Source organism: Microvirga arsenatis (assembly GCF_009910705.1).
GTDB lineage: Bacteria > Pseudomonadota > Alphaproteobacteria > Rhizobiales > Beijerinckiaceae > Microvirga > Microvirga arsenatis.
This window is the reverse complement of sequence record NZ_JAAAXJ010000004.1, coordinates 426296-445895: the sequence shown is the minus strand read 5'-3', so window position 1 is coordinate 445895 and position 19600 is coordinate 426296. Positions and strand designations below refer to the sequence as shown.

Below are 19600 nucleotides of genomic sequence, written 5' to 3'. Positions count from 1 at the left end.
CGCGCGAGGCGGATTGGACGCCTTGGCGCGCGGCGCAGCCAGGGGTGCTATAGATCATTTCCAACCATCCCGCTACACGGTTTAGAACGGTTCTGGGGTGCAATCAGGGCAGGGGTTCGAGGGTTTGCGTCTGAGCGTTAACAATTTGGCCTGCGAGCGGGGGGAGCGGCGCATCTTCGAGGGCGTGTCCTTCACGCTCTCGGCCGGCGAGGCCCTGGTGATCACCGGCCGCAACGGCGCCGGCAAATCCTCCCTCCTCGACATCCTGGCGGGTCGCCTGCGGCCAGCGGCCGGGGCAATTCATCTGGATGGCGCCGGCGAGCGGACCTTGCCCGAATGCCTGCACTATGTCGGCCACCGCGATGCCCTGAAAGGGGCGCTCACGGCCGAGGAAAACCTCAGCTTCGCCCGCAGCTTCCTCGGGACCCCGGCCCTGAAAACCCGCGAGGCCCTCGAGGCCGTGGGGCTGGCCCATGCGGCCCGCCTGCCGGTGGCCTATCTCTCCGCCGGCCAGCGCCGCCGGGTCGCGCTCGCCCGGCTGCTGGTGGCGCACCGGCCCCTCTGGCTCCTCGACGAGCCGACCTCGGCCCTCGACACCGCCTCCCAGGAAACCCTGCGCCTGATTCTCGAAGAACACCGGGAGAAGGGCGGCATGATCGCGGCCACCACCCATTCGCCGCTGTTCCTGAGGGACGCCAAGGAGATCAGGATCGAGCGCACCCGAACCCCTCCCCCATCCGGATCGGGAACACCCGATCCGGATGGGGGAGGGGGGAAGGTGGGAGAGGGATGATGCTGAGATCCTTCAACGCCCTCCTGATCCGCGACCTGAAGCTCGCCGCCCGCGTGGGCGGCTCGGGGGTCATGGGGCTCATCTTCTTCCTGATGATCGTGACCCTCATTCCCTTCGGCCTCGGGCCCGATCTCAACCTGCTCTCGCGCATCGGCCCGGCGATCCTCTGGATCGCGGCCCTGCTCGCCACCCTCATCGGCCTCGACCGGCTGTTCCAGGCCGACCAGGAGGACGGCTCCCTCGACCTGCTGCGGCTCTCCCATGCGCCGATGGAGGTGGTGGTGCTGGCGAAGGTGGCGGCCTACTGGCTCGTGACCGGCCTGCCGCTCGCCCTGGCCGCGCCCTTCCTCGGCTTCCTTGTGGCGCTCTCGCCGGAGGGGATGCTCGCCATGGTGGCGACGCTTCTCGTCGGGACTCCTGCGCTCACCTTCATCGGGGCGGTGGGGGCGGCGCTCACCGCCTCGCTGCGGCGCGGCGGTCTGATCCTGGCGATCCTCGTGCTGCCCTTCATGATCCCGACCCTGATCTTCGGCGTCTCGGCGGCCAACGCGGCTTTGGGCGGGACGATTCCCTTCGCCACCCCCTTCATCGTGCTCGTCGCCCTGACCTTGTTTGCGGCGGTGGTCGGCACGGTGGGCGCCGCGGCGGCGCTCCGGTCGGGGGAGTAGGGCATGGCCGGGCGCCGCGTGATCCGCCTGCGCCGGTCGCTCGCCGGGCCCGGGCCGGAGCCCGTCTGGCCGGCCGGCATCCGGCCGATTCCGTTCGAGCCGGAGAGGCATGCGGGGCAGGTCCATGCGCTTCTGGTGGAGGCCTATTCACGCGGCGGCGGCACCGTAGAGCCCTTCGCGATCTGGTGGCCGAGCCTGAGGGGCGACTCGGAATACGATCCGGCGCTGGTCTTCATCGCGGCCGACGGGGCGGGAGAGGTTTTGGGCGTGGCGCAGTGCTGGACGAGCGCTTTCGTGAAGGATCTCGCCGTCGCTCCATCGATGCGCCGGCAGGGCCTCGGCTCGGCGCTGCTGCACCACGCCTTCCGGGTCTTCCGCGAGCGCGGCGCCGGCGAAATCGCGCTGAAGGTGGATGCGGACAATCCGTCCGGGGCGCTGCGGCTCTACCGCTCGCTGGGTTTCGAGGAGGTCGAAGCCTATCGATTGGATTAGCGATTGGATTAGCGCTCGAAATCGCTCATTGTGCTGCCCCCGTTCTCTGACTAAAGTCAGAGAATGAACGAGCGCCAGATCCAGCAGGTACGCCGCTTCAACCGCATCGTCACGCAGCATGTCGGCGCGCTGGAGGAGAGCTATCTCCAACGCGGCCGTCCCTTGGGCCAGGCGCGGCTCCTTCATGAGTTCGGGCCCGACGGGGTCGAGGTGCGGGCTCTGCGTGAGAGGCTCAAGCTCGATTCGGGCTATGTCAGCCGGCTGTTACGCTCGCTCCAAGCCCAAGGTCTCGTGACAACCCTCAGTCGGACGGGCGATGGCCGCGTCCGGCATGTCGTCCTCACGGCGAAGGGGCGCGCCGAGCGTGAAACCTACGACGCGCTCTCCGACGAGCTGGCAGCGTCGTTTCTCGTGCCGCTTGAACCCGCTCAACGCGAGCGCCTGGTGAACGCCATGGCCGAGGTGGAACGTCTGCTCCGGGCAGGCGGGGTGGAGCTGCGCCTCGAACGGCCCGACAGCGCTGCGGCACGCGCGTGCCTGAACCAATATTTCCAGGAACTTGCCGAACGCTTCGAGAGCGGTTTCAACCCTGCCCGGAGCAATCCGGCCGGCGACGAGGACATGACGCCGCCGGCAGGGTTCTTCATCGTCGCCTGGCTCGACGGACAGCCCGTGGGGTGTGGGGCGCTTAAAAGAGGAGACGGCGCCACGGGCGAGATCAAGCGGATGTGGACGTCGCCCACCGCACGCGGTTTGGGCATCGCCCGAAAAGTGCTCCGGGCGCTTGAGGAAAAGGCACGGGAATCCGGTCTCGCGAGGCTGCGCCTGGAGACCAACCGCAGCCTGACGGAGGCCCAGGCGCTCTACCGGCAGGAAGGCTATCGGGAGGTCGCTCCCTTCAACCGCGAGCCGTATGCCCATCATTGGTTCGAAAAGCAGCTGTGATCCGGATTCCTAAGAGGGGATGAAAGCCGCCTCGAACCCCTCCTTGCCTTCGCAGGTGAAGGTGAGCACCCGCCCGGTTCCGCGCCGCACCCAGCCCCTCTCGATCATGCGGGACAGAAGGGCGGCACCCAAAGCGCCGCCGAGATGATTGTGGCGCTCGCTCCAGTCGAGGCAGGCGCGGCAGAGGGGGCGGCGGCCCCTCTCCAGCGCCGCGAGATCGATGCCGAATTCGGTGAAGAAGGCGCGGCCCTTGGCGGTGAGGGTCACATCCTTGTCGCCATCGATGAGACCCTGCCGCCGGGCTGCCGTCAGCAGGGCGACGCCCCGCTCGCCGGCAAGATGATCGTAGCAGATCCGGGCGGATCGCAGCGCCGCATCCCTCGGGCCGGTCCGCACCCGGGTGGCGCCGGTGCGCTGGGCGAGGCCCATCAGCGCCTCGAGCACCTGCGCCACATCCGGTCCCGAGAGCCGGAAGTAGCGGTGCCGCCCCTGCTTTTCCGCGGTGAGCAGATTGGCGGCGTCGAGCTTGGCGAGATGACCACTCGCGGTCTGGAGCGTGACGCCCGCGGCCTCGGCGAGCTCGCTCACGGTGAGCGCCCGCCCGTCCATGAGGGCGGTGAGGATGTTGGCGCGGGCCGGATCCCCCAGGAGCGCGGCCACGGAGGCGATGACGGGACCTTCCTTCATCCTTCGACCATAGCCGAAGCATCAACGCCGATCAATCGGCTAAGACCGAACTGTCCCAGTCAACAGGATGCTATTCCATGATCACCTGCTTCATCCGCTACGAGATCGATCCCTTCAAGGCGGAGGCCTTCGCCGAATATGCCCGCGCCTGGGGCCAGGCGATTCCCCGCTGCGGCGCGGACCTCATCGGCTATTATGCGCCCCATGAAGGCTCGGCCACGACCGCCTATGGCGTATACAACATCAGGAGCCTCGCGGATTACGAGGCCTATCGCGAGCGCCTGAGGAACGATCCCGCCGGCCGCGCCAATTACGAATTCGCCAAGCGCGAGCAGTTCATCCGCCGGGAGGACCGCATCTTCCTGCGCCTCGCCTCGGCGCCCCATGGGGAGTTGATCAAGCCATGATCGCGGTGATCTTCGAAGTCTGGCCGGACGGGGAGGACGGGATGCGGCATTATCTCGGCCTCGCCGCAGCCCTGCTCGCCGACCTGAAAGCCATGGACGGTTTCATTTCCGTCGAGCGCTTCCAGAGCCTCAGCGAACCGGGCAAGCTTTTGTCCCTGTCGTTCTGGCGCGACGAGGAGGCGGTGCGGGCCTGGCGCAACCTGCCCTCCCACCGCGCCACGCAAGGGGCGGGCCGCGCGGGAGTCTTTCGCGATTACCGCCTGCGGGTCGCGGCAGTGATCCGCGACTACGGCCTCGACGAGCGCGACGAGGCTCCCGCGGACAGCCGCGCGGCGCACGCCGCCTCAGATGACGAGGAACTCCTTGGAGCTCATCGCGAGATTGGCCGCCAAGCTGGCGATGAGCACCTGCTTGAATGAACCGGTCCCATCCGCATCGTAGTACAACTCGCCCTTGGAGCTGTCGTAGACGATGCGGTCGCTGGGATCGTGAGCCTTCGATCCGGTCCAGAACGCCGACGGAGCCAGCTTGCCGACCTTCAGCTTCGTGAAGACGCTGTTCTCAAGCCTGATCGTGTCGGACACGACGGAGTAGTCCTTGATCGTATCGGCGTTGGCGCGCGACAGCCTGCTGTCGAAGATGAAGCTGTCGGCGCCCGTTCCGCCCGTCATGACGTCCCTGCCCGTGCCGCCGGCGAGGCGGTCGTTCCCGGTTCCGCCGAGGATGTGGTCGGAGCTCCCGCCGCCGATCAGAAGGTCGGATCCTGCCCCACCCGAAAGGCTGTCGACGCCGCCCAGACCACGCAGCTCGTCGTTTGCGGCGCTGCCGAGGAGGGTATCCCTGCCGCCGCTGCCCTCCCAGAGCTGAAGCGCGTTCGTGATCCGGTAGATGGTCACGGTCGCCGGGTTGGCATCCGGCGCCCAGGCATGGCGCTCGATCGTCCCCCTGCTTCCCGTTGCATTGTCGACCGTCTCGATGGTCCTGCCCGAAACAGACAGCACGAGGAGGGTATGCTGCGCCTGGGACGGATTGACGTAGTCGAAACGGATGATGTCGCCCGGCTTCAAGCGGGCCTGCCAGTTGGGGTCGGGGTTCGAATCTCCCCGGTGCACCACCGTCCACTGACCGCCATCCCGGTTCTCGCGCAGGTTCCTGATCGCGCCGGATTCCCAGGGCAGCGGCGCTCCGGCGGCGGCTGCGATGTCGCTGGCGATGTCATGGCAGCCGTCCGGGGAATAGGTCCCCCTGTAGGCATTCCCGTACAAGGACGCCACCTTGACGATCTCCGAGGCCGTGGCCCTGTAGGGCGTGGGGTCCTGATAGATGGAAGGGACGAGCGAAATCTTGAACCATGTGAAGGTGCTGGATCCCGTCTGCACGCCGAAGCTGAGCTCCGGGCAGATCTCGGCGCCGGCCGTGAGCGTCAGCCCGGACAGCTCGTTTGCGGGGACGAAGAACGAGCCCTTGTCCTGCTTGGCGCCTTTGAAGGTGAAATGGGCGCTGGCTCCGACGTTGCCCCAGAATCCCCTGGTTCCGTTGACGGTGTCCCGGCTCTCGAACCAGTAGCCGGAATATCCGCCGTCCGCGAAAAACCTTGCAAGATAGGTTTCCATATTGATGACGGTGCCGGGAGCGGCACGGATCGTAATGGGAATCGAATTCGCGACGGCTTTGACCATAACGATCCTCTCGTTTCATCGCTCGCTTGGCCGAAAGGGGGCTATGTTTACGGGGAGTATTCTTCGCCCTGGCTCGCCGGTGGACTACGCGAGGAATAGACTTGCCAAATACTGTAAAAAACGCCGCCCCAACATTATGGGAAGGCACAATAGACGCCGCAGCAACCTGGAAGAACTGTTCTTTCGAGGTATTTTCCCTTGCTCAGCGGAAGTTTCGCTGCGGCAGGCTACGGCCTCAGGCTGATCCCGAAAGCCTGCTCGATGGCGGGCTTGCCGTCCCGCTCCACCCGGTAGATCGCCCGGTAGAGGCCGGGCGGGAAGCCGCCGGGCGGCGGCCTCGTTCCGGCGAAGATCATCGACTGCGCCTTGTCGCGGTCGAGCGGCTGAGCCCTGTTCTGGGCCACCGGCTTGCCGTCCGGGCCGAAGAGGGTGAGGATCTGCACATCGCCGCCCTTCAGGTTGATGGCGCGGGCGAAGGCGACGAGGGCAGGGGAGCGCGTGGTGGGCGTCTCCTGCTCGGCCGTGCCCGCTTCGATGGCCTCCATGGTCACCGGTCCGGGGGCAAAGCCTCTGTTGAGCACGGCACCGGCCTGGTAGGCGAGCTGCCGCTGGAGCGAGGCCTCCCACAGGGACTTGCCGCCGCCGCAGGATTGTTCCGGCGCGCCGTAGGCAAAGGGATCGACCGGCTTGCCGTCCTTGAGGAGCGTGAAGTGGAGGTGGGGAAACTCGGTCAGGCCGGAAAGGCCGACGCGGCCGATCTTCTCGCCCGCCTTCACCTCCCGGCCGGAGCGCACCGTGAGGCTGCCCTTCGCCATGTGGCAATAGGCGGTGCGCCAGCCCTGGCCGTGATCGATCACCACGGCGTTGCCGCAGCCGATCTGGCTGATCTTGTCGCGGGTCTCCTGCGTCGCGACCGCGTCGGGGACGCCTTCGCGGGTGCTGGCAACCTTGCCGTCCGCCGCAGCCACCACATCGACGCCGGCCTGCTGCGCCAGCATGTTCGGCAGGCGGAAGTCGGTTCCATCGTGGCCGTCCTCCCCCTGCGCGCCGCACTGATAGTCGCGCATGGCCGGCGACGGGTCGTGGTCCATGTGCTTCTGGATGAAGCAGCTACGCCCGATCTCGCAGGCGACCGGCAGGCGCAGCGTGATGTCCTGCGCCGCGGCCGGAAGCGCGAGCAGGCCGAGGCCGACGAGGCCGGGCAATCCAGGAAGCATGGTCGCTCCGCAACAGAGATGCGAGACTATAGGCCCGTCCGGATGGCGAATGAAAGGCGGGCCGTTTCTTTCCTGCCCGCGAGGGGAAGGGCACGGCGCCATGCCCTACGGACATTTCCGGAATGCTCAAACCCGCGCAAACCCGCTAAAAGCCCAAATCCTGGCGAAAACGTTATTGGCCCTGCGATGATCTCCACGTTGCAGGCCTCCCCCGAGACCGCTACATCGAGCCCATGATCCGAGAGCTTGCCAATCCGACCCGCTTCATGAGCCTCAGCGGCACGCTCCTGCCATGGGTGGGGGGCCTCGCCGCGCTTCTCGTGGCCGCAGGCCTCTACATGGTCTGGTTCGTCGCCCCCGCCGACTACCAGCAGGGCGAGACGGTCAAGATCATGTACCTGCACGTGCCGGCGGCCTGGCTGTCCCTGTTCTTCTACATGGTCATGGCCTCGTCCGCGCTGGGCACCCTCGTGTGGCGCCATCCGCTGGCGGACGTGTCGCAGAAGGCCGCCGCTCCCATCGGCGCGGCGTTCACGCTGATCTGCCTCGTCACCGGCTCGCTCTGGGGCAAGCCCATGTGGGGCACCTACTGGCAGTGGGACGCGCGCCTCACCTCCATGCTGGTGATGCTGCTGATCTATCTCGGCATTCTCGCGCTGTGGCGGGCCATCGAGGAGCCGAACCGGGCCGCCCGGGCGGTTTCGATCCTTACCCTCGTGGGTGCGGTGAACGTGCCCATCGTGAAGTTTTCCGTCGACTGGTGGAACACCCTGCACCAGCCGGCCTCCGTGTTCCGCATCGACGGGCCGACGATCCACACCTCCATGCTCGTGCCGCTGCTCATCGTGGCCGTGGGCTTCACCCTCACGGGCGTCGCCCTGCACCTTGCCGGCATGCGCACGGAGATCCTGCGGCGCCGGGTGCGCACGCTCACCATCCTCGAGGCCGAGCGCCTCGACGCACAGGCGGCCTGACACCCATGTCGCACGGCTTCTTCATCGCCTTCTCCTACATCGTGACCGCGCTCGTGGTGGCGGGCCTGATCCTGCGCGCGGTGATCGACCACCGCATGCAGGTGCGCGCGCTCGCCGAGCTCGAGGCGCGCGGCGTCGGCCGGAGGTCGCGCCGTGGCTGAGGCGGCCGCTCCCTCCCGCTCCCGGCTGATCTTCGTGCTGCCGGCCCTCGTCTTCATCGGGCTCACCGTGCTGTTCGCCGTGCAGCTGACCTCGGGCAGGAACCCCGCCGAGCTGCCCTCCGTGCTCATCAACAAGCCCGTGCCCGTCTTCAGCCTCGCGCCCCTCGAAGGGCTCACCGCGGGCGGCAAGCCCGTGCCGGGCTTTTCCAACGAGGATCTCAAGGGCCGCGTCACGGTGGTGAATGTCTGGGCCTCCTGGTGCGCGCCCTGCCGCCAGGAGCACCCCCTGCTGGTGGATCTCGCCAAGGACCCGTCCGTCCGGGTGGTGGGCATCAACCAGAAGGACAAGCCGGAGAACGCCCGCCGCTTCCTCGGGGCGCTCGGCAACCCCTATGCCGCCGTCGGCGTGGACCCCAACGGCCGCGCCTCCATCGACTGGGGCGTCTACGGCGTGCCGGAAACCTTCATCGTCGGCCCCGACGGCACCATCCGCCACAAGCATATCGGACCCCTGACGCCGGAGAATTTTGGGGCATTCAAGGAAAAGTTGCGGACGGTCGCGAATAGGTAATAGAGTTGCGATGCCTCATCGCTTCTCTAGTGATTTATGCCAGCCATCGACTCCAGTCCGATTCCTTACACCTCTGCTGAAACGCAGACCTACTATCTTTCGCGGCCCCATTCGGCCTTTGCTCTGACCGTGAGCATCACGCTCACTGTCGTCCCGCTTCTGGTCCTGGCATGGTTCAGCTTGGATCCGGACTGGATGCCAGAGAAGCCAGATTTCTCGAATTCCTCGATGCGGAGAAGGGGCTTCATCTATGCTCTGATCGGGTGGGCTCTCTTCGTGCTCTTCATGAAGCTGCCGTTTTGGATCAGGATCCCCTTCCTTGTTTGGTCGAGCTACAAATTCCTGCGGTTCTTTGCCGTTTTAGGCATCCGAGCATTTGATAAGAAACCCGATTTCGTAATCTCACCTGAAGGTGTCAGTGGCTGGAGCGGTCGCGGTTTTCACCACGTGCCTTGGTCTGCAATCACAGAGCTCCGTGTAACACTTCATCAGACAAAGTTCTGGGGCTTCGATGTCGGTTCTCCGAAGAAGAGAATTACGCTTTATGGTCCCGAAACAGGGCCGAGGCGCTTCTTCGATACGCTTCCTCCGAAGAAGATAGAGATCAATTATTGTCAGGGACCTTTCCCGGAAAAGTCAGAGAACATTCTCCGTGTCGTCCGCCAGTACCGTCCAGATCTCGTGAAGGATGAAGATCTCACCGATCTGGCTCAAAGCTGTTAGTTGCCGAATCCCGCGCGCTTGAGGCGGTTGATCGCCACGTCCAGCGCCGAGAGAAAAACCGAACGGTCTTTCGCCGAAAACGGCTTCGGCCCGCCGGAGACCTCCCCCATGGCGCGCAGGTCCTCCATCAGGTTGCGGGTGGCGAGCGCCATGCCGACGGAGGCTTCCGTGAACGGCTTGCCCGTCGGCCCGATCACCTCGGCCCCCGCCTTCACGCAGCGGCTCGCCAGCGGGATGTCGGCGGTGACCACGACGGCGCCGCGCCCGGCGCGCTCGGCGATCCAGTCGTCCGCCGCGTCGAAGCCTGCGCTCACCACCACGCGCTCGATCAGCGGGCTCTGCGGCACCTGCATGAAGGCATTCGACACCACGAAGACCTTCACCCCGTGCCGTTCGGCCACCCGGTAGATTTCGGGCTTCACCGGGCAGGCATCCGCATCCACATAAATCGTGATCGGCTGGAAGCTCTCGCTCATGGACCATATATTCCTGTGAGGTGCGGAGTTGCCGCCGAGGTTAAACGGCAGTTCATGGTGGCGTAACGGATCCGTCATGCGCGCTGGGGCAGTCCAGTGACATAACGCAACAACTCCTTGGGGAGCAAAAGGAAGCCCGTGACCCCCCGATCCCGCACCCGCGCCGCCCTGGGCCTGCTCAACACCCTGCGCACGACGCCGGTCCTCAGCGACGCCACGCACCGGCTGATCCGCGAGGCGGACACCGGCGCCCTGCAGCGGGCGGGGCTCGCCCGCATGGTCACGGCCGGGCTGCTGCTGCTCGCCGTCATCCTCGCCACGGCGGGCGTCGAGCTCGACAGCCCGATGGCCCGCAAGCAGATCCATGCGGCGCAGCTCACCCTCGTCCTGTTCGGCGCCCTCGGCTGGGTGGGAGCCTGGCTTGCCTCGAAGCGGATCGCCATCGCCAGGCTGCCCTATATCACGGCCATTCTCGATGCGGTCCTCATTCTCGGCAATCTCGGCTACAGCCATTGGGGCTTAGGGATTCCCGGCAGCCTCTTTGCCGCCTTTCCCGTGGTCTGGGTGGTGCCCATCGCCATGGGGGCCGCCGCGATCCATTACCAGCCGCGGCTCCAGGCCTTCGTGGCGGCCGTCTATGTCGTCGGGCTGTCCCTTCTCGCCTTCGGCGGCGGGTTGGTCAGTCCGGCGGAGCGCCAGCAGGACCTCGCCGAGATCGTGGGGCTGTTCTCGATGCAGGCCAACATGGTCCGCATCGTCATGGTCTTTGCCGCCGCCCTGATCCTGATCCTGGTGGCGCGCCAGGGGCGGCTGATGCTGGAGCGGGCGGTGCGCGAGACCACCCTGCGGGCCAACCTCACCCGCTACCTGCCGCGCGAGCTCGCGCCGATCCTCACGGACCAGGCCTTCGCTTCCTTGCGCCAGGGGCGGCGCATCCCGGTGACGGTGATGTTCGTGGACATCCGCGCCTCCACCACCTTCGGCGAGACCATGGAGCCGGCGCAGCTCGCCGTGTTCATCACCTCGTTCCGCCGGCGCGTGCTGCGCGCCGCGGCCCGGCACGGCGGCGTCATCGACAAGTTCACCGGCGACGGGGCGCTCATCCTCTTCGGCGTGCCGGGCGCGCAGGAGGGCGATGCGCGCCGCGCGCTCGCCTGCGCCCGCACCCTGCTCGCCCTGATCGCGCGCTGGAACGCCAAGCGCGGCTTCGACCCGCCGGTGCGGCTCGGCATCGGCATCCATACGGGCGACGTGTTCTGCGGCGTGGTGGGCGACGAGAGCCGCCTCGAATTCACCGTGGTCGGCGAGACCGTCAACATCGCCTCGCGCATCGAGCAGGCGACGAAGACCACGGGCTGCGAACTCCTCGCCTCGCGGGAAACCGTGGTGGCGGCCGGCGAGGAGGACCTCTGGACGGAGGTGGAGTGCGATCCCCTGCCGGGGGTCACGCGCAGGATGGTGCTGATGAAGCCGGTGGGGTGACGACTCTCGCATACTTCACCGTCATGGCCGGGCTTGTCCCGGCCATCCACGCCTTCAAGCCCGGTCATCATATACTCAACCTCATCCTGAGGAGGTCGCGGAGCGACCGTCTCGAAGGAGGATCCGGAGGGCACTGAACCCTCCTTCGAGACGCAGCCTGACGGCTGCTCCTCAGGATGAGGTCTGAGGGTAAAAAGACGTGGATCCCCCGGGACAAGCCCGGCCATGGCGAGGAAGTCGGGCGTCTAAACCTCTTCCGCCTTCTTGACCTCGTGCTTCAGCAGCAGAGGCGTCTGGGCGAGGGCGAAGGCGATGGTGAGGGGCATGATGCCGAAGACCTTGAAGCTCACCCAGAAATCCGTGGTCTGCGTGCGCCAGACGATCTCGTTGAGGGCGGCGAGCGCGAAGAAGAACAGGGCCCAGCGGAAGGTGAGCTTGCGCCAGCCCTCCGCGTCGAGCTCGAACACGCTGTCGAGCACGATCTGGAGCAGGGGCTTGCGGAAATAGAGGCCGCCCAGCAGCACCAGCCCGAACAGGGCGTTCACGATGGTGGGCTTGAGCTTGATGAAGATCTCGTCCTGCAGGAACAGGGTGAGCCCGCCGAACACCACCACCACGATGCCCGACACCACCGGCATGATCGGCAGCTTGCGGGTGAGCACGTAGCTCACGCCGAGGGCGATCACCGTCGCCACGATGAAGATTCCCGTGGCGGCGAAGATGCGCTGGTTTTCCGCGAAGCCGAACCGGTCCCCGTAGGCATTGCCGAGGAAGAACAGGACGAGCGGTCCGAGCTCGAGGGCGAGCTTGAGGAGGGGAGGCAGGCGCTTTTCGTCGGTCATGAGGTTGCTTCCAGTCCGGCAATGGCTTTCGCGAAATCCCGTGCGGTGAATGGCTCCAGATCCTCCACTCCCTCGCCGACGCCGATGAAGTGCACCGGCAGGCGGAATTTTTCGGCGAGCGCCACCAGGATGCCGCCCCGCGCCGTGCCGTCGAGCTTGGTCATCACGAGGCCGGTCACGCCCGCCGCCTTCCGGAACAGCTCCACCTGGCTCACCGCGTTCTGGCCCACCGTGGCATCGAGCACGAGAAGGGTGGCGTGCGGCGCGCTCGGATCGAACTTCTTGACCACGCGCACGATCTTTTCGAGCTCGGCCATGAGCCCGGCCTTGTTCTGCAGGCGGCCGGCCGTGTCGATGAGCAGCACGTCGCTGCCGCTGGCCTTCGCCTCCTGGAGCGCATCATAGGCCAAGCCCGCCGCGTCGGCACCCTGCTCGCGGGCGAGCACCGGCGCGCCGACCCGCTCGCCCCAGACCTTCAGCTGCTCGATGGCGGCGGCGCGGAAGGTGTCGCCGGCGGCGAGCATCACCTTCAGGCCTTGGCTGCGGAATTTCTGGGAGAGCTTGCCGATGGTGGTGGTCTTGCCGGCCCCGTTCACCCCGACCATCAGGATGACGAAGGGTTTTTGATTGCGGTCGACGGCGAGCGGCTGCGCCACGGGCTGGAGCACCTTCTCCACCTCGCTCGCCAGGATCGCCTTCACCTCCTGCGGCGAGATCTCCTTGTTGTAGCGCCCGGCCGAGATCGCCTCGGTGATGCGCATCGCCGTGGGCACGCCGAGATCGGCCTGGATCAGGGCATCCTCCAGCTCTTCCAGGGTCGCGGCGTCGAGCCGGCGCTTGGTGAAGAGGCCGGTGACGCTCTCGGAGAGCGACGAGGAGGTGCGGCGCATGCCCTCCGTCAGGCGCTGCCACCAGCCGCGGGCCGGGGCGGGCGCGGCCTCGGGCGCAGGCGCTGCCTCGGCGGGGGCGGGTCCGGGCACCGCCATGTCCGCGGCGGTGATGTCCGGGCGCAGGGCGGGGCCGCTCTCGGTCGCGACGCGGGGCAGCGGCTCCTGCGGGTTGGTGCCCTCCGGATCGAGGCCCTCGACCGGCTGGAGGTCCGCGCCCGCGAGTTCGGCCGGGACCTTGCTTTCCTCCGGGGTGTCCGGGGAGGCGGCGGTCACGGTGGAGGGAGCGGCCGCGAGATCGTCCGCGCCGGTCGCCGGCGGGGAGGGCATCGCCTCCGGCTCGCCCCCCGCCTGCGGGGTGCCCGGCACGGGCTCGGGGGGCGGAGCCGGCTCAGCCTTGCGCCCGAACAGGCGGGAGAGGAATCCGGGCTTGTCGGGCTTCGATTCGGCCATGGGTCTCGCTTTGCCTTGTACGCTGTGCCTGAATTAACGCAGATGCCCCGATCGCGCATCGAACCATGCGCTCTCACGAAGCGTCGGATCGGATGAATCGCGAAAGCGGGTTCCACTTTCGGGTCCGATGCTCTAGCCGAGGCACCATGAATGCGGAAGAGATAGTGAGCCGATTGCTGTATCGCGATGCCCTGATGCTCGTGATCGACAAGCCGGCCGGTTTGCCCGTCCACCCGGGACCCAAGGGCGGCGAAACCCTGTTCCATCACCTCGATTCCTTGCGCTTCGGCCTGCCGCGCCGCCCGGAGGCCGCGCACCGGCTCGACAAGGATACCTCCGGGTGCCTGGTGCTGGGCCGCCATCCCAAGGCCATCGCCCGCCTCAACGAGCTGTTCCGGACGAACGAGGTCGACAAGGTCTACTGGGCCGTGGTCGAGGGCGGACCCAAGGAGGAGGAAGGCGAGATCGACCTCCCCCTCGCCCCGAAATCGCCGGACCGCGGCTGGTGGATGAAGGTGGACCCGAAGGGCCAGCCTTCGCTGACGCGGTGGCGGGTGCTGGGGCGGAGCCACACCTCCCCCTCGAGGGGGGAGGTCGCGCCGGAGGCGCGGGAGGGGGTGGAAGCACGACCATCGTCGGTGCTGCCACCCCACCCCGGATCGCTGACGCGCTCTGCCCCTCCCCCTCCAGGGGAGGGTGAAAAGCCCCTCACCCTGCTCGAGTTGCGGCCGATCACCGGCCGCACCCATCAGCTGCGGGTCCATTGCCAAGCCTCGGGCTTTCCGATCCTGGGCGATCCGATCTACGGCACGGCGCCGCGCTTCGGCGGACCGGGCCTGCACCTGCATGCCCGCAGCGTGACCGTACCGCTTTATCCGAGGAAGCCGCCGATCCTCGTGGAGGCGCCGGTGCCGGCGCATATGCGGGAGCAGGTGTCGACGTGCGGCGTCATGGTAGACGGTGTGGACGGTCCGACCTGACACCCTCTTCGTCATCACCGGCCTTGTGCCGGTGATCTCGCTTCTGGAAAGCGCGACGCTTTTCCACTCGGGATGGCCGGGACAAGCCCGGCCATGACACGGGAGTGTTGCGTCAGTAAGCCTGGATACGGCGGGCTCTTATCAGCTCATTGAGCAATTTTGACCGTAGCAACGAGCCCTGATGATCCATCCGCAAAAACGCGGCTCTCACAAGAGACAATTTCACCGGGTTTGAATGGCCACTCTTCGGTGGCAGCATCATCCGACGACAAGAGGACGAAGGTGTTCGAGCGTAGCTCAATGGCCTCGACAGGTCGCCAGACTTGCGTCCCTTCATTGAGAAGCTCGACATAGATCGTTGTTTTCAGAAAATCCGACATCACGCCGCCAGCAGGTCCTTGCCGTCGTGTCCGGCGATGGTCACCGGCACGATCTCGCCCGGCGTCACCTCGCCCGCGAACCGCACCAGCGTGAACCCTTCCGTGCGGCCGAGCCGGTTCGTCTCGACGAGCACGTTGCGCCGCGCGCCGACCTCCTCCGACAGGTGCTTCAGCAAAGCGGCCTCGCCCTTCTCGCGCAGGCGCCTTGCGCGCTCCTTCACCACGTCGCGCGCCACCTGCGGCATACGCGCGGCCGGCGTGCCGGGGCGGGGCGAGAAGGGGAAGACGTGCAGATGCGTCAGCCCGCATTCCTCGACGATGTCCAGGGAGCGGGCGAACATCTCCTCGGTCTCGGTCGGGAAGCCCGCGATGATGTCGGCGCCGAAGACCATGTCGGGGCGTAAGGCTTTCACCTGCTCGCAGAAGGCAATCGCGTCCTTGCGCAGATGGCGGCGCTTCATGCGCTTCAGGATCATGTCGTCGCCGGCCTGCAGCGAGAGATGCAGGTGCGGCATCAGGCGAGGCTCGGTCGCGATCACGTCGAGAAGATCGTCGTCCGCCTCTACCGAGTCGATGGAGGAGATCCGAAGCCGCTCCAGCTCGGGCACGTGGCGCAGCAGGCCCTTCACCAGGGTGCCGAGCTTCGGCTCGCCGGGCAGGTCCTTGCCGTAGCTCGTGATGTCGACGCCGGTGAGCACCACCTCCCGGGAGCCGTGCTCCACGAGGGTCCGCACCTGCTCCACCACCGCGCCCATGGGCACGGAGCGGGAATTGCCGCGGCCGTAGGGAATGATGCAGAAGGTGCAGCGGTGGTCGCAGCCGTTCTGCACCTGCACGAAGGCGCGGGTGCGTCCGCGCATGCCGTCGATGAGGTGCACGGCGGTTTCCTTCACCGCCATGATGTCGTTGACCAGAACCTTCTCCGTGAGGCCCACGCCGAAATCGCGCAGGCCGGCCCAGGTCTCGGCCTTCATCTTCTCGTGGTTGCCGACGACCTGAGACACCTCAGGCATGGCCGCGAAGGTCTCGGGCTCGACTTGAGCCGCGCAGCCCGTCACGATGATGCGCGCACCGGGCCTCTCGCGGGCGATCCTGCGGATCGACTGGCGCGCCTGGCGCGTCGCCTCGCCCGTGACCGCGCAGGTGTTGACGATCACCACCTCGCCGAGTCCCGCCTCTTCCGCATGGCGCTGCATGGCCTCCGACTCGTAGGTGTTGAGCCGGCAGCCGAAGGTGACCACTTGGACGCGATTCTGCGTCGAGGTGGTCATCCCCGGCGAGCGCAGCGAGGGAAGGGGATCCCGTTCCATCAGGCCACCTCCGCGAAGAGGGCAGGGGAGAGGGTGCCCTCGTGCTCCAGCTCGGTCGGGCCGGTCATGAGCACGTGGTCGTCGCCTTCGCGCCATTCGATGACGAGGTCGCCGCCGGGCAGGCTCACCACGGCCCGGCGGCCGGTGAGCCCCTTGCGGGCCGCCGCCACGAGGGTGGCGCAGGCGGCCGAGCCGCAGGCCCGGGTGGCGCCCGCGCCGCGCTCCCAGACGCGCAGCACGATGTGCTCGGGGCCGGCGACCTGGGCAAACGAGATGTTGGCGCGCTCCGGCAGGGCCGGATCGCGCTCGAAGGCCGGCCCGATGGCGGCGAGATCGTAGGCCGCCGCATCCCCGACCCAGAAGATCACATGCGGATTGCCCATGCTCACCGCGGAGGGGCCCTGCAGCTCGGGTGCTTCGGGCAGCCTGGTGTCGAGGGCAACGACGCGGGTGTCCGGATAGGGATCGCGCAGGGGGATCTCGTTCCAGGCAAGCCGCGGCGGGCCCATGTCGACGGTGAAGACCCGGTCGGAGACGCGCTCCACGGGCAGGAGCCCGGCCTTGGTCTCGAGCACGAGGTCGCGGTCCACAGGGCGGCTCATGACCGGATCCGACGTCATCGCCCAGGCGACGCAGCGGGTGCCGTTGCCGCAGGCGCCGGATTCCGAGCCGTCCGTGTTGTAGATGCGCATGTAGGCGTCGGTGCCCGGCGTCACCGGGTCGTGCAGCACCATGAGCTGGTCGAAGCGCGAGCGCGGATCGGCCGCGATGGCGCGCGCCTCCGCCGGGCTCACCCGATGGGGGGAGCCGCGCAGGTCGAGCACGGTGATCTCGTTGCCGAGACCGTTCATCTTCAGGAAGCGGCTGTTCGAAAGGGCACTCATGGGGCCGTATATGGCTGAAAATGCCGGAAATCGCGAGAGGGGTCGGCGCGGCCTGCTGCGATCTGTCCCCCAACCGAGGGCAACGATGCTCTCGCCGCTGCCCTGAAACCCCCCTATGGTGCAGCAAGGTATCCTTCCATGATTCGCGGGTTAGGCGTTCTTCCCATGCGGCTGCGCTCTTCTCATCTGGCTCTTGTCCTGGCCCTCTGCTCCGGCGTCGCCCTGGCGCAAACCCCTCCCGCGGCCGCCCCGACACCGGCCGCTCCGGCCCCGGCCGAAGCTCCGGCTCAGCCCCCGGCTCCCGCCGCCCCTTCCACTCCGGCCCCGGCCGCTCCCGCGAGCCCCGCGCCGGCGCAGCCGCCGGGCCGCGCCACGCTCTTTCCGAACCCGAGCGATCCGACCGGGGTGGAGGAGGGCGTGCTCGTCTCCAAGCCCGCGGTGATGCTCTCCGGCACCAGCACCTGGGACGAGGCCTACGACAGCCTGAAGAGCGCCTTCGCCAGGCTCGACGCCGAGATGAAGAAGGCGGGGGTGAACCCCGCGGGTCGGCCTCTCGCGATCTTCGTCGACACGGACGACGACGGCTTCAAATACGAGGCGATGGTGCCGATCGAGGCGGTGCCCGGGGGCAAGACCGAGCTGACCCCCGAGATCAAGTTCGGCAAGACGCCGGAGGGCAAGTCCTTCCGCTTCGTCCACAAGGATGCCTATGACGAGATCGACGGCACCTACGAGACGATCACGGCCTATCTCGACATCAAGGAGATCGTGGCCAAGGACGCCTTCATCGAGGAATACGTGAGCGACTTCACGGATTCGCAGGACACCAATTTCGAGGTGAACATCTACGTTCAGCCGAAGGAATGATCGCGCTCTTCGACCTCGACGGCACCCTGACGGACCCCAAAACCGGTATCACCCGCTCGATCCAGTATGCCTTGGATAGGCTGGGGCGCCCCGTTCCGGACGCGGACGAACTCACCTGGATGATCGGTCCGCCCCTGATCGCGAGCTTCACGAAGCTGCTCGGCAGCCCCGAGGATGCACAGGAGGCCCTGCGCCTCTACCGGGAGCGGTTCGGGGCGAGCGGCCTGTTCGAGAACGAGGTCTATGAGGGTATCCCGGCCCTGCTCCAGGATCTGCGGGACCAGGGCGTCCGACTCTTCGTCGCGACGTCGAAGCCTCATGTCTATGCGCGGCGGATCCTCGACCATTTCGAGCTGTCGCGCTTCTTTGCCGGGATCTACGGCTCGGAGCTGGACAACCGAAATGCCGACAAGCGCGATCTCATCCGGCATATCCTCGAGCAGGAGCGCTTCGACCCGGCACGCGCCGTCATGATCGGCGACCGGGAGCACGATGCCATCGGGGCAAAGGCCAATGGGCTGGCAAGCATCGGCGTGACCTGGGGCTACGGCTCACGCCAGGAACTGCTCGACGCCGGCGTCGCCTGCCTCGTGGATGCTCCGCAGGACCTCGCGGAGTCGATCCTCACACGGGCGGCGACCATGCCTCGCCCGGCCGCAGCGCCCTGAAGCGGTCTGCCGGGATCTCGGCGGCCTGGAGCGCGGCGGCGAGATCCTGCGGCGGCTCCTCGATGCCCTCGTCGGTGAGCCGGAACGTGCCCCAATGGTGGCCCAGCGCCTGCTCGGCCTCGACGATGCGCAGCACCTTCACGGCATCCTCCGGGTTCATGTGCTGCGGCTGCATGAACCAGCGCGGCTCGTAGGCGCCGATGGGCAGATGCGCCAGGCGCGGCCTGCCGAAGCGCTCACGCACGGCGTGGAAGATTTTTCCGTCGCCGAAGCCCGTGTCGCCGACGTGGTAGATCGTGCCGGCCGGCGTGGTGAGCACATAGGCGCACCAGAGCGCCATGCGCCGGTCGTTGATGCCCCGCGCCGACCAATGATAGGCGGGCTCGAGATGGGCCGTGACGCCGCTGCCGAGGTCGACGGCGCCGCCCCAGTCCCGCGTCTCGACCGGGATCTCTGGATGCTCGGCCCGGATCACCGCGTCGTTGCCGAGCGGCGCCACGATCTTGGGCCGGTGCCGCTGCCAGAGCATCCCTAGGGTCTCGGTGTCGAGATGGTCGTAGTGGTTGTGCGTGATCAGCACCACGTGGATGGGCGGGAGATCCTCAAAGGCGATGCCGGGCGGGTTGACCCGCTGGGGGCCGGCGAAGGAGACGGGGCTCGCCCGCTCGGAGAAGACCGGATCGGTGAGGATGTTGAGGCCGGCCACCTGGATCAGGAACGAGGCGTGGCCGATCAGCGCGCTGCGCAGGCCCTGCACCTCGGCCGGGGGCTTGTCCCGGAACGGGCTCGGGAAGCTCTCCGGCCAATCCCTGCGCCCACCGCCGAGCCGCCAGCGGGCGAGCTCGAAGAGACCCTTGTCCTGCGGCTGGCCGGGCGTGAAGAACCGCACCCCGTCGAAATGGTCGCTCACGGGGCCTTCATAGTAGCGGTTGCGTGACCGGGCAGCCGTTGCCCAACCGATCAGCCCAGTCGCGGTGAGAGCGGGCAAGCTCACAACTTTAAGGAATGTACGACGTTTCATGGGAAACCTGTGCAAGAGGCTTAAGCGTGGTGC

The 19600-nt window shown here is 67.2% G+C and carries 24 protein-coding genes; 14 read left to right on the top strand and 10 right to left on the bottom strand.

All coding sequences use genetic code 11. The annotated features are described in order from the left end of the window. The first annotated feature begins 124 nt into the window (after positions 1-124). The 4 genes from ccmA to GR303_RS11010 all read left to right on the top strand — a co-directional run bounded on the left by ccmA (position 125) and on the right by GR303_RS11010 (position 2898). Positions 125-793, top strand: a complete 669-nt coding sequence (gene ccmA, locus GR303_RS11025) for a heme ABC exporter ATP-binding protein CcmA (protein WP_161721895.1) — start codon at positions 125-127, stop codon at positions 791-793. Continuing rightward, the gene (ccmB, locus tag GR303_RS11020) at positions 793-1461 is read left to right on the top strand and encodes a heme exporter protein CcmB (protein WP_161722283.1); all 669 of its coding nucleotides are present in this window, start codon (positions 793-795) and stop codon (positions 1459-1461) included. The genes ccmA and ccmB overlap by 1 nt, the downstream gene beginning before the upstream one ends. 3 nt (positions 1462-1464) lie before the next feature. Beyond that, a complete protein-coding gene (locus GR303_RS11015) occupies positions 1465-1953 on the top strand; it encodes a GNAT family N-acetyltransferase (protein WP_161721896.1) in 489 nt (162 codons plus the stop codon). Between the two features lie 63 nt (positions 1954-2016). Then, on the top strand, positions 2017-2898 hold the full coding sequence (locus tag GR303_RS11010; RefSeq protein ID WP_161721897.1) for a bifunctional helix-turn-helix transcriptional regulator/GNAT family N-acetyltransferase: 882 nt from the start codon (positions 2017-2019) through the stop codon (positions 2896-2898). A 9-nt stretch (positions 2899-2907) separates the two neighbouring features. Here the strand turns inward: GR303_RS11010 and GR303_RS11005 are convergent, their stop codons facing one another. Then, complete coding sequence (locus tag GR303_RS11005) at positions 2908-3585, bottom strand: ArsR/SmtB family transcription factor (RefSeq protein WP_161721898.1); 678 nt, start codon at positions 3583-3585, stop codon at positions 2908-2910. A gap of 77 nt (positions 3586-3662) precedes the next feature. Here GR303_RS11005 and GR303_RS11000 point away from each other — a divergent pair, with 77 nt between their 5' ends. Beyond that, complete coding sequence (locus GR303_RS11000) at positions 3663-3992, top strand: NIPSNAP family protein (protein WP_161721899.1); 330 nt, start codon at positions 3663-3665, stop codon at positions 3990-3992. Beyond that, complete coding sequence (locus tag GR303_RS10995) at positions 3989-4411, top strand: antibiotic biosynthesis monooxygenase family protein (protein ID WP_161721900.1); 423 nt, start codon at positions 3989-3991, stop codon at positions 4409-4411. The genes GR303_RS11000 and GR303_RS10995 overlap by 4 nt, the downstream gene beginning before the upstream one ends. Here the strand turns inward: GR303_RS10995 and GR303_RS10990 are convergent. Together GR303_RS10990 and GR303_RS10985 are read right to left on the bottom strand one after the other, a co-directional pair. Further along, the gene (locus GR303_RS10990; protein WP_161721901.1) at positions 4337-5671 is read right to left on the bottom strand and encodes a calcium-binding protein; all 1335 of its coding nucleotides are present in this window, start codon (positions 5669-5671) and stop codon (positions 4337-4339) included. The two genes, GR303_RS10995 and GR303_RS10990, sit on opposite strands and share 75 nt — an antisense overlap. Positions 5672-5898: 227 nt before the next feature. Next, positions 5899-6888 carry a M23 family metallopeptidase gene (locus GR303_RS10985; protein WP_161721902.1) on the bottom strand — a complete coding sequence of 330 codons (990 nt, stop codon included), beginning with the start codon at positions 6886-6888 and terminating at the stop codon, positions 5899-5901. A gap of 233 nt (positions 6889-7121) precedes the next feature. On the opposite strand from GR303_RS10985, the gene GR303_RS10980 reads away from it, so the two are divergent. The 4 genes from GR303_RS10980 to GR303_RS10965 are packed head-to-tail and all read left to right on the top strand — an operon-like array spanning position 7122 to position 9317. Then, complete coding sequence (locus GR303_RS10980) at positions 7122-7862, top strand: heme ABC transporter permease (protein ID WP_161721903.1); 741 nt, start codon at positions 7122-7124, stop codon at positions 7860-7862. 5 nt (positions 7863-7867) lie between these two features. Then, complete coding sequence (ccmD, locus tag GR303_RS10975) at positions 7868-8023, top strand: heme exporter protein CcmD (RefSeq protein WP_161721904.1); 156 nt, start codon at positions 7868-7870, stop codon at positions 8021-8023. Then, positions 8016-8594: a DsbE family thiol:disulfide interchange protein gene (locus GR303_RS10970; protein WP_161721905.1), complete on the top strand. Its 579-nt coding sequence runs from the start codon at positions 8016-8018 to the stop codon at positions 8592-8594. Before ccmD ends, GR303_RS10970 begins: the two co-directional genes overlap by 8 nt. A 36-nt stretch (positions 8595-8630) precedes the next feature. Next, on the top strand, positions 8631-9317 hold the full coding sequence (locus GR303_RS10965) for a hypothetical protein (protein WP_161721906.1): 687 nt from the start codon (positions 8631-8633) through the stop codon (positions 9315-9317). Here the strand turns inward: GR303_RS10965 and GR303_RS10960 are convergent. Next, entirely contained in the window at positions 9314-9793 is a 480-nt protein-coding gene (locus GR303_RS10960) for a YaiI/YqxD family protein (RefSeq protein ID WP_161721907.1), read from the bottom strand. The genes GR303_RS10965 and GR303_RS10960 overlap by 4 nt on opposite strands. A 138-nt stretch (positions 9794-9931) precedes the next feature. Between GR303_RS10960 and GR303_RS25310 the strand changes: the two genes are divergently transcribed. Further along, on the top strand, positions 9932-11275 hold the full coding sequence (locus tag GR303_RS25310) for an adenylate/guanylate cyclase domain-containing protein (protein WP_161721908.1): 1344 nt from the start codon (positions 9932-9934) through the stop codon (positions 11273-11275). Between the two features lie 245 nt (positions 11276-11520). Here GR303_RS25310 and GR303_RS10950 read toward each other — a convergent pair whose 3' ends face one another. Together GR303_RS10950 and ftsY are read right to left on the bottom strand one after the other, a co-directional pair. After that, the gene (locus GR303_RS10950; RefSeq protein ID WP_161721909.1) at positions 11521-12117 is read right to left on the bottom strand and encodes a septation protein A; all 597 of its coding nucleotides are present in this window, start codon (positions 12115-12117) and stop codon (positions 11521-11523) included. Next, positions 12114-13457 carry a signal recognition particle-docking protein FtsY gene (gene ftsY / locus GR303_RS10945; RefSeq protein ID WP_161721910.1) on the bottom strand — a complete coding sequence of 448 codons (1344 nt, stop codon included), beginning with the start codon at positions 13455-13457 and terminating at the stop codon, positions 12114-12116. Before ftsY ends, GR303_RS10950 begins: the two co-directional genes overlap by 4 nt. Positions 13458-13603: 146 nt before the next feature. Here ftsY and GR303_RS10940 point away from each other — a divergent pair, with 146 nt between their 5' ends. Further along, on the top strand, positions 13604-14437 hold the full coding sequence (locus GR303_RS10940; protein WP_161721911.1) for an RluA family pseudouridine synthase: 834 nt from the start codon (positions 13604-13606) through the stop codon (positions 14435-14437). 146 nt (positions 14438-14583) lie between these two features. Here GR303_RS10940 and GR303_RS10935 read toward each other — a convergent pair whose 3' ends face one another. From GR303_RS10935 to dapF, 3 genes are read right to left on the bottom strand one after another with little or no spacing between them, the layout of a single operon-like run. Then, positions 14584-14817: a hypothetical protein gene (locus GR303_RS10935; RefSeq protein WP_161721912.1), complete on the bottom strand. Its 234-nt coding sequence runs from the start codon at positions 14815-14817 to the stop codon at positions 14584-14586. Continuing rightward, positions 14817-16127 carry a tRNA (N(6)-L-threonylcarbamoyladenosine(37)-C(2))-methylthiotransferase MtaB gene (mtaB, locus tag GR303_RS10930; RefSeq protein ID WP_425487093.1) on the bottom strand — a complete coding sequence of 437 codons (1311 nt, stop codon included), beginning with the start codon at positions 16125-16127 and terminating at the stop codon, positions 14817-14819. The genes GR303_RS10935 and mtaB overlap by 1 nt, the downstream gene beginning before the upstream one ends. Next, a complete protein-coding gene (dapF, locus tag GR303_RS10925; RefSeq protein WP_161721913.1) occupies positions 16127-17011 on the bottom strand; it encodes a diaminopimelate epimerase in 885 nt (294 codons plus the stop codon). Before dapF ends, mtaB begins: the two co-directional genes overlap by 1 nt. Positions 17012-17149: 138 nt before the next feature. On the opposite strand from dapF, the gene GR303_RS10920 reads away from it, so the two are divergent. Continuing rightward, positions 17150-17878: a GyrI-like domain-containing protein gene (locus tag GR303_RS10920; RefSeq protein WP_246726434.1), complete on the top strand. Its 729-nt coding sequence runs from the start codon at positions 17150-17152 to the stop codon at positions 17876-17878. After that, on the top strand, positions 17875-18546 hold the full coding sequence (locus GR303_RS10915) for an HAD family hydrolase (protein ID WP_161721915.1): 672 nt from the start codon (positions 17875-17877) through the stop codon (positions 18544-18546). The genes GR303_RS10920 and GR303_RS10915 overlap by 4 nt, the downstream gene beginning before the upstream one ends. Here the strand turns inward: GR303_RS10915 and GR303_RS10910 are convergent. Beyond that, positions 18503-19567 (bottom strand): MBL fold metallo-hydrolase, encoded by a 1065-nt coding sequence (locus GR303_RS10910; RefSeq protein WP_161721916.1) that lies wholly within the window; start codon positions 19565-19567, stop codon positions 18503-18505. The two genes, GR303_RS10915 and GR303_RS10910, sit on opposite strands and share 44 nt — an antisense overlap. Between the last annotated feature and the right edge of the window lie 33 nt (positions 19568-19600).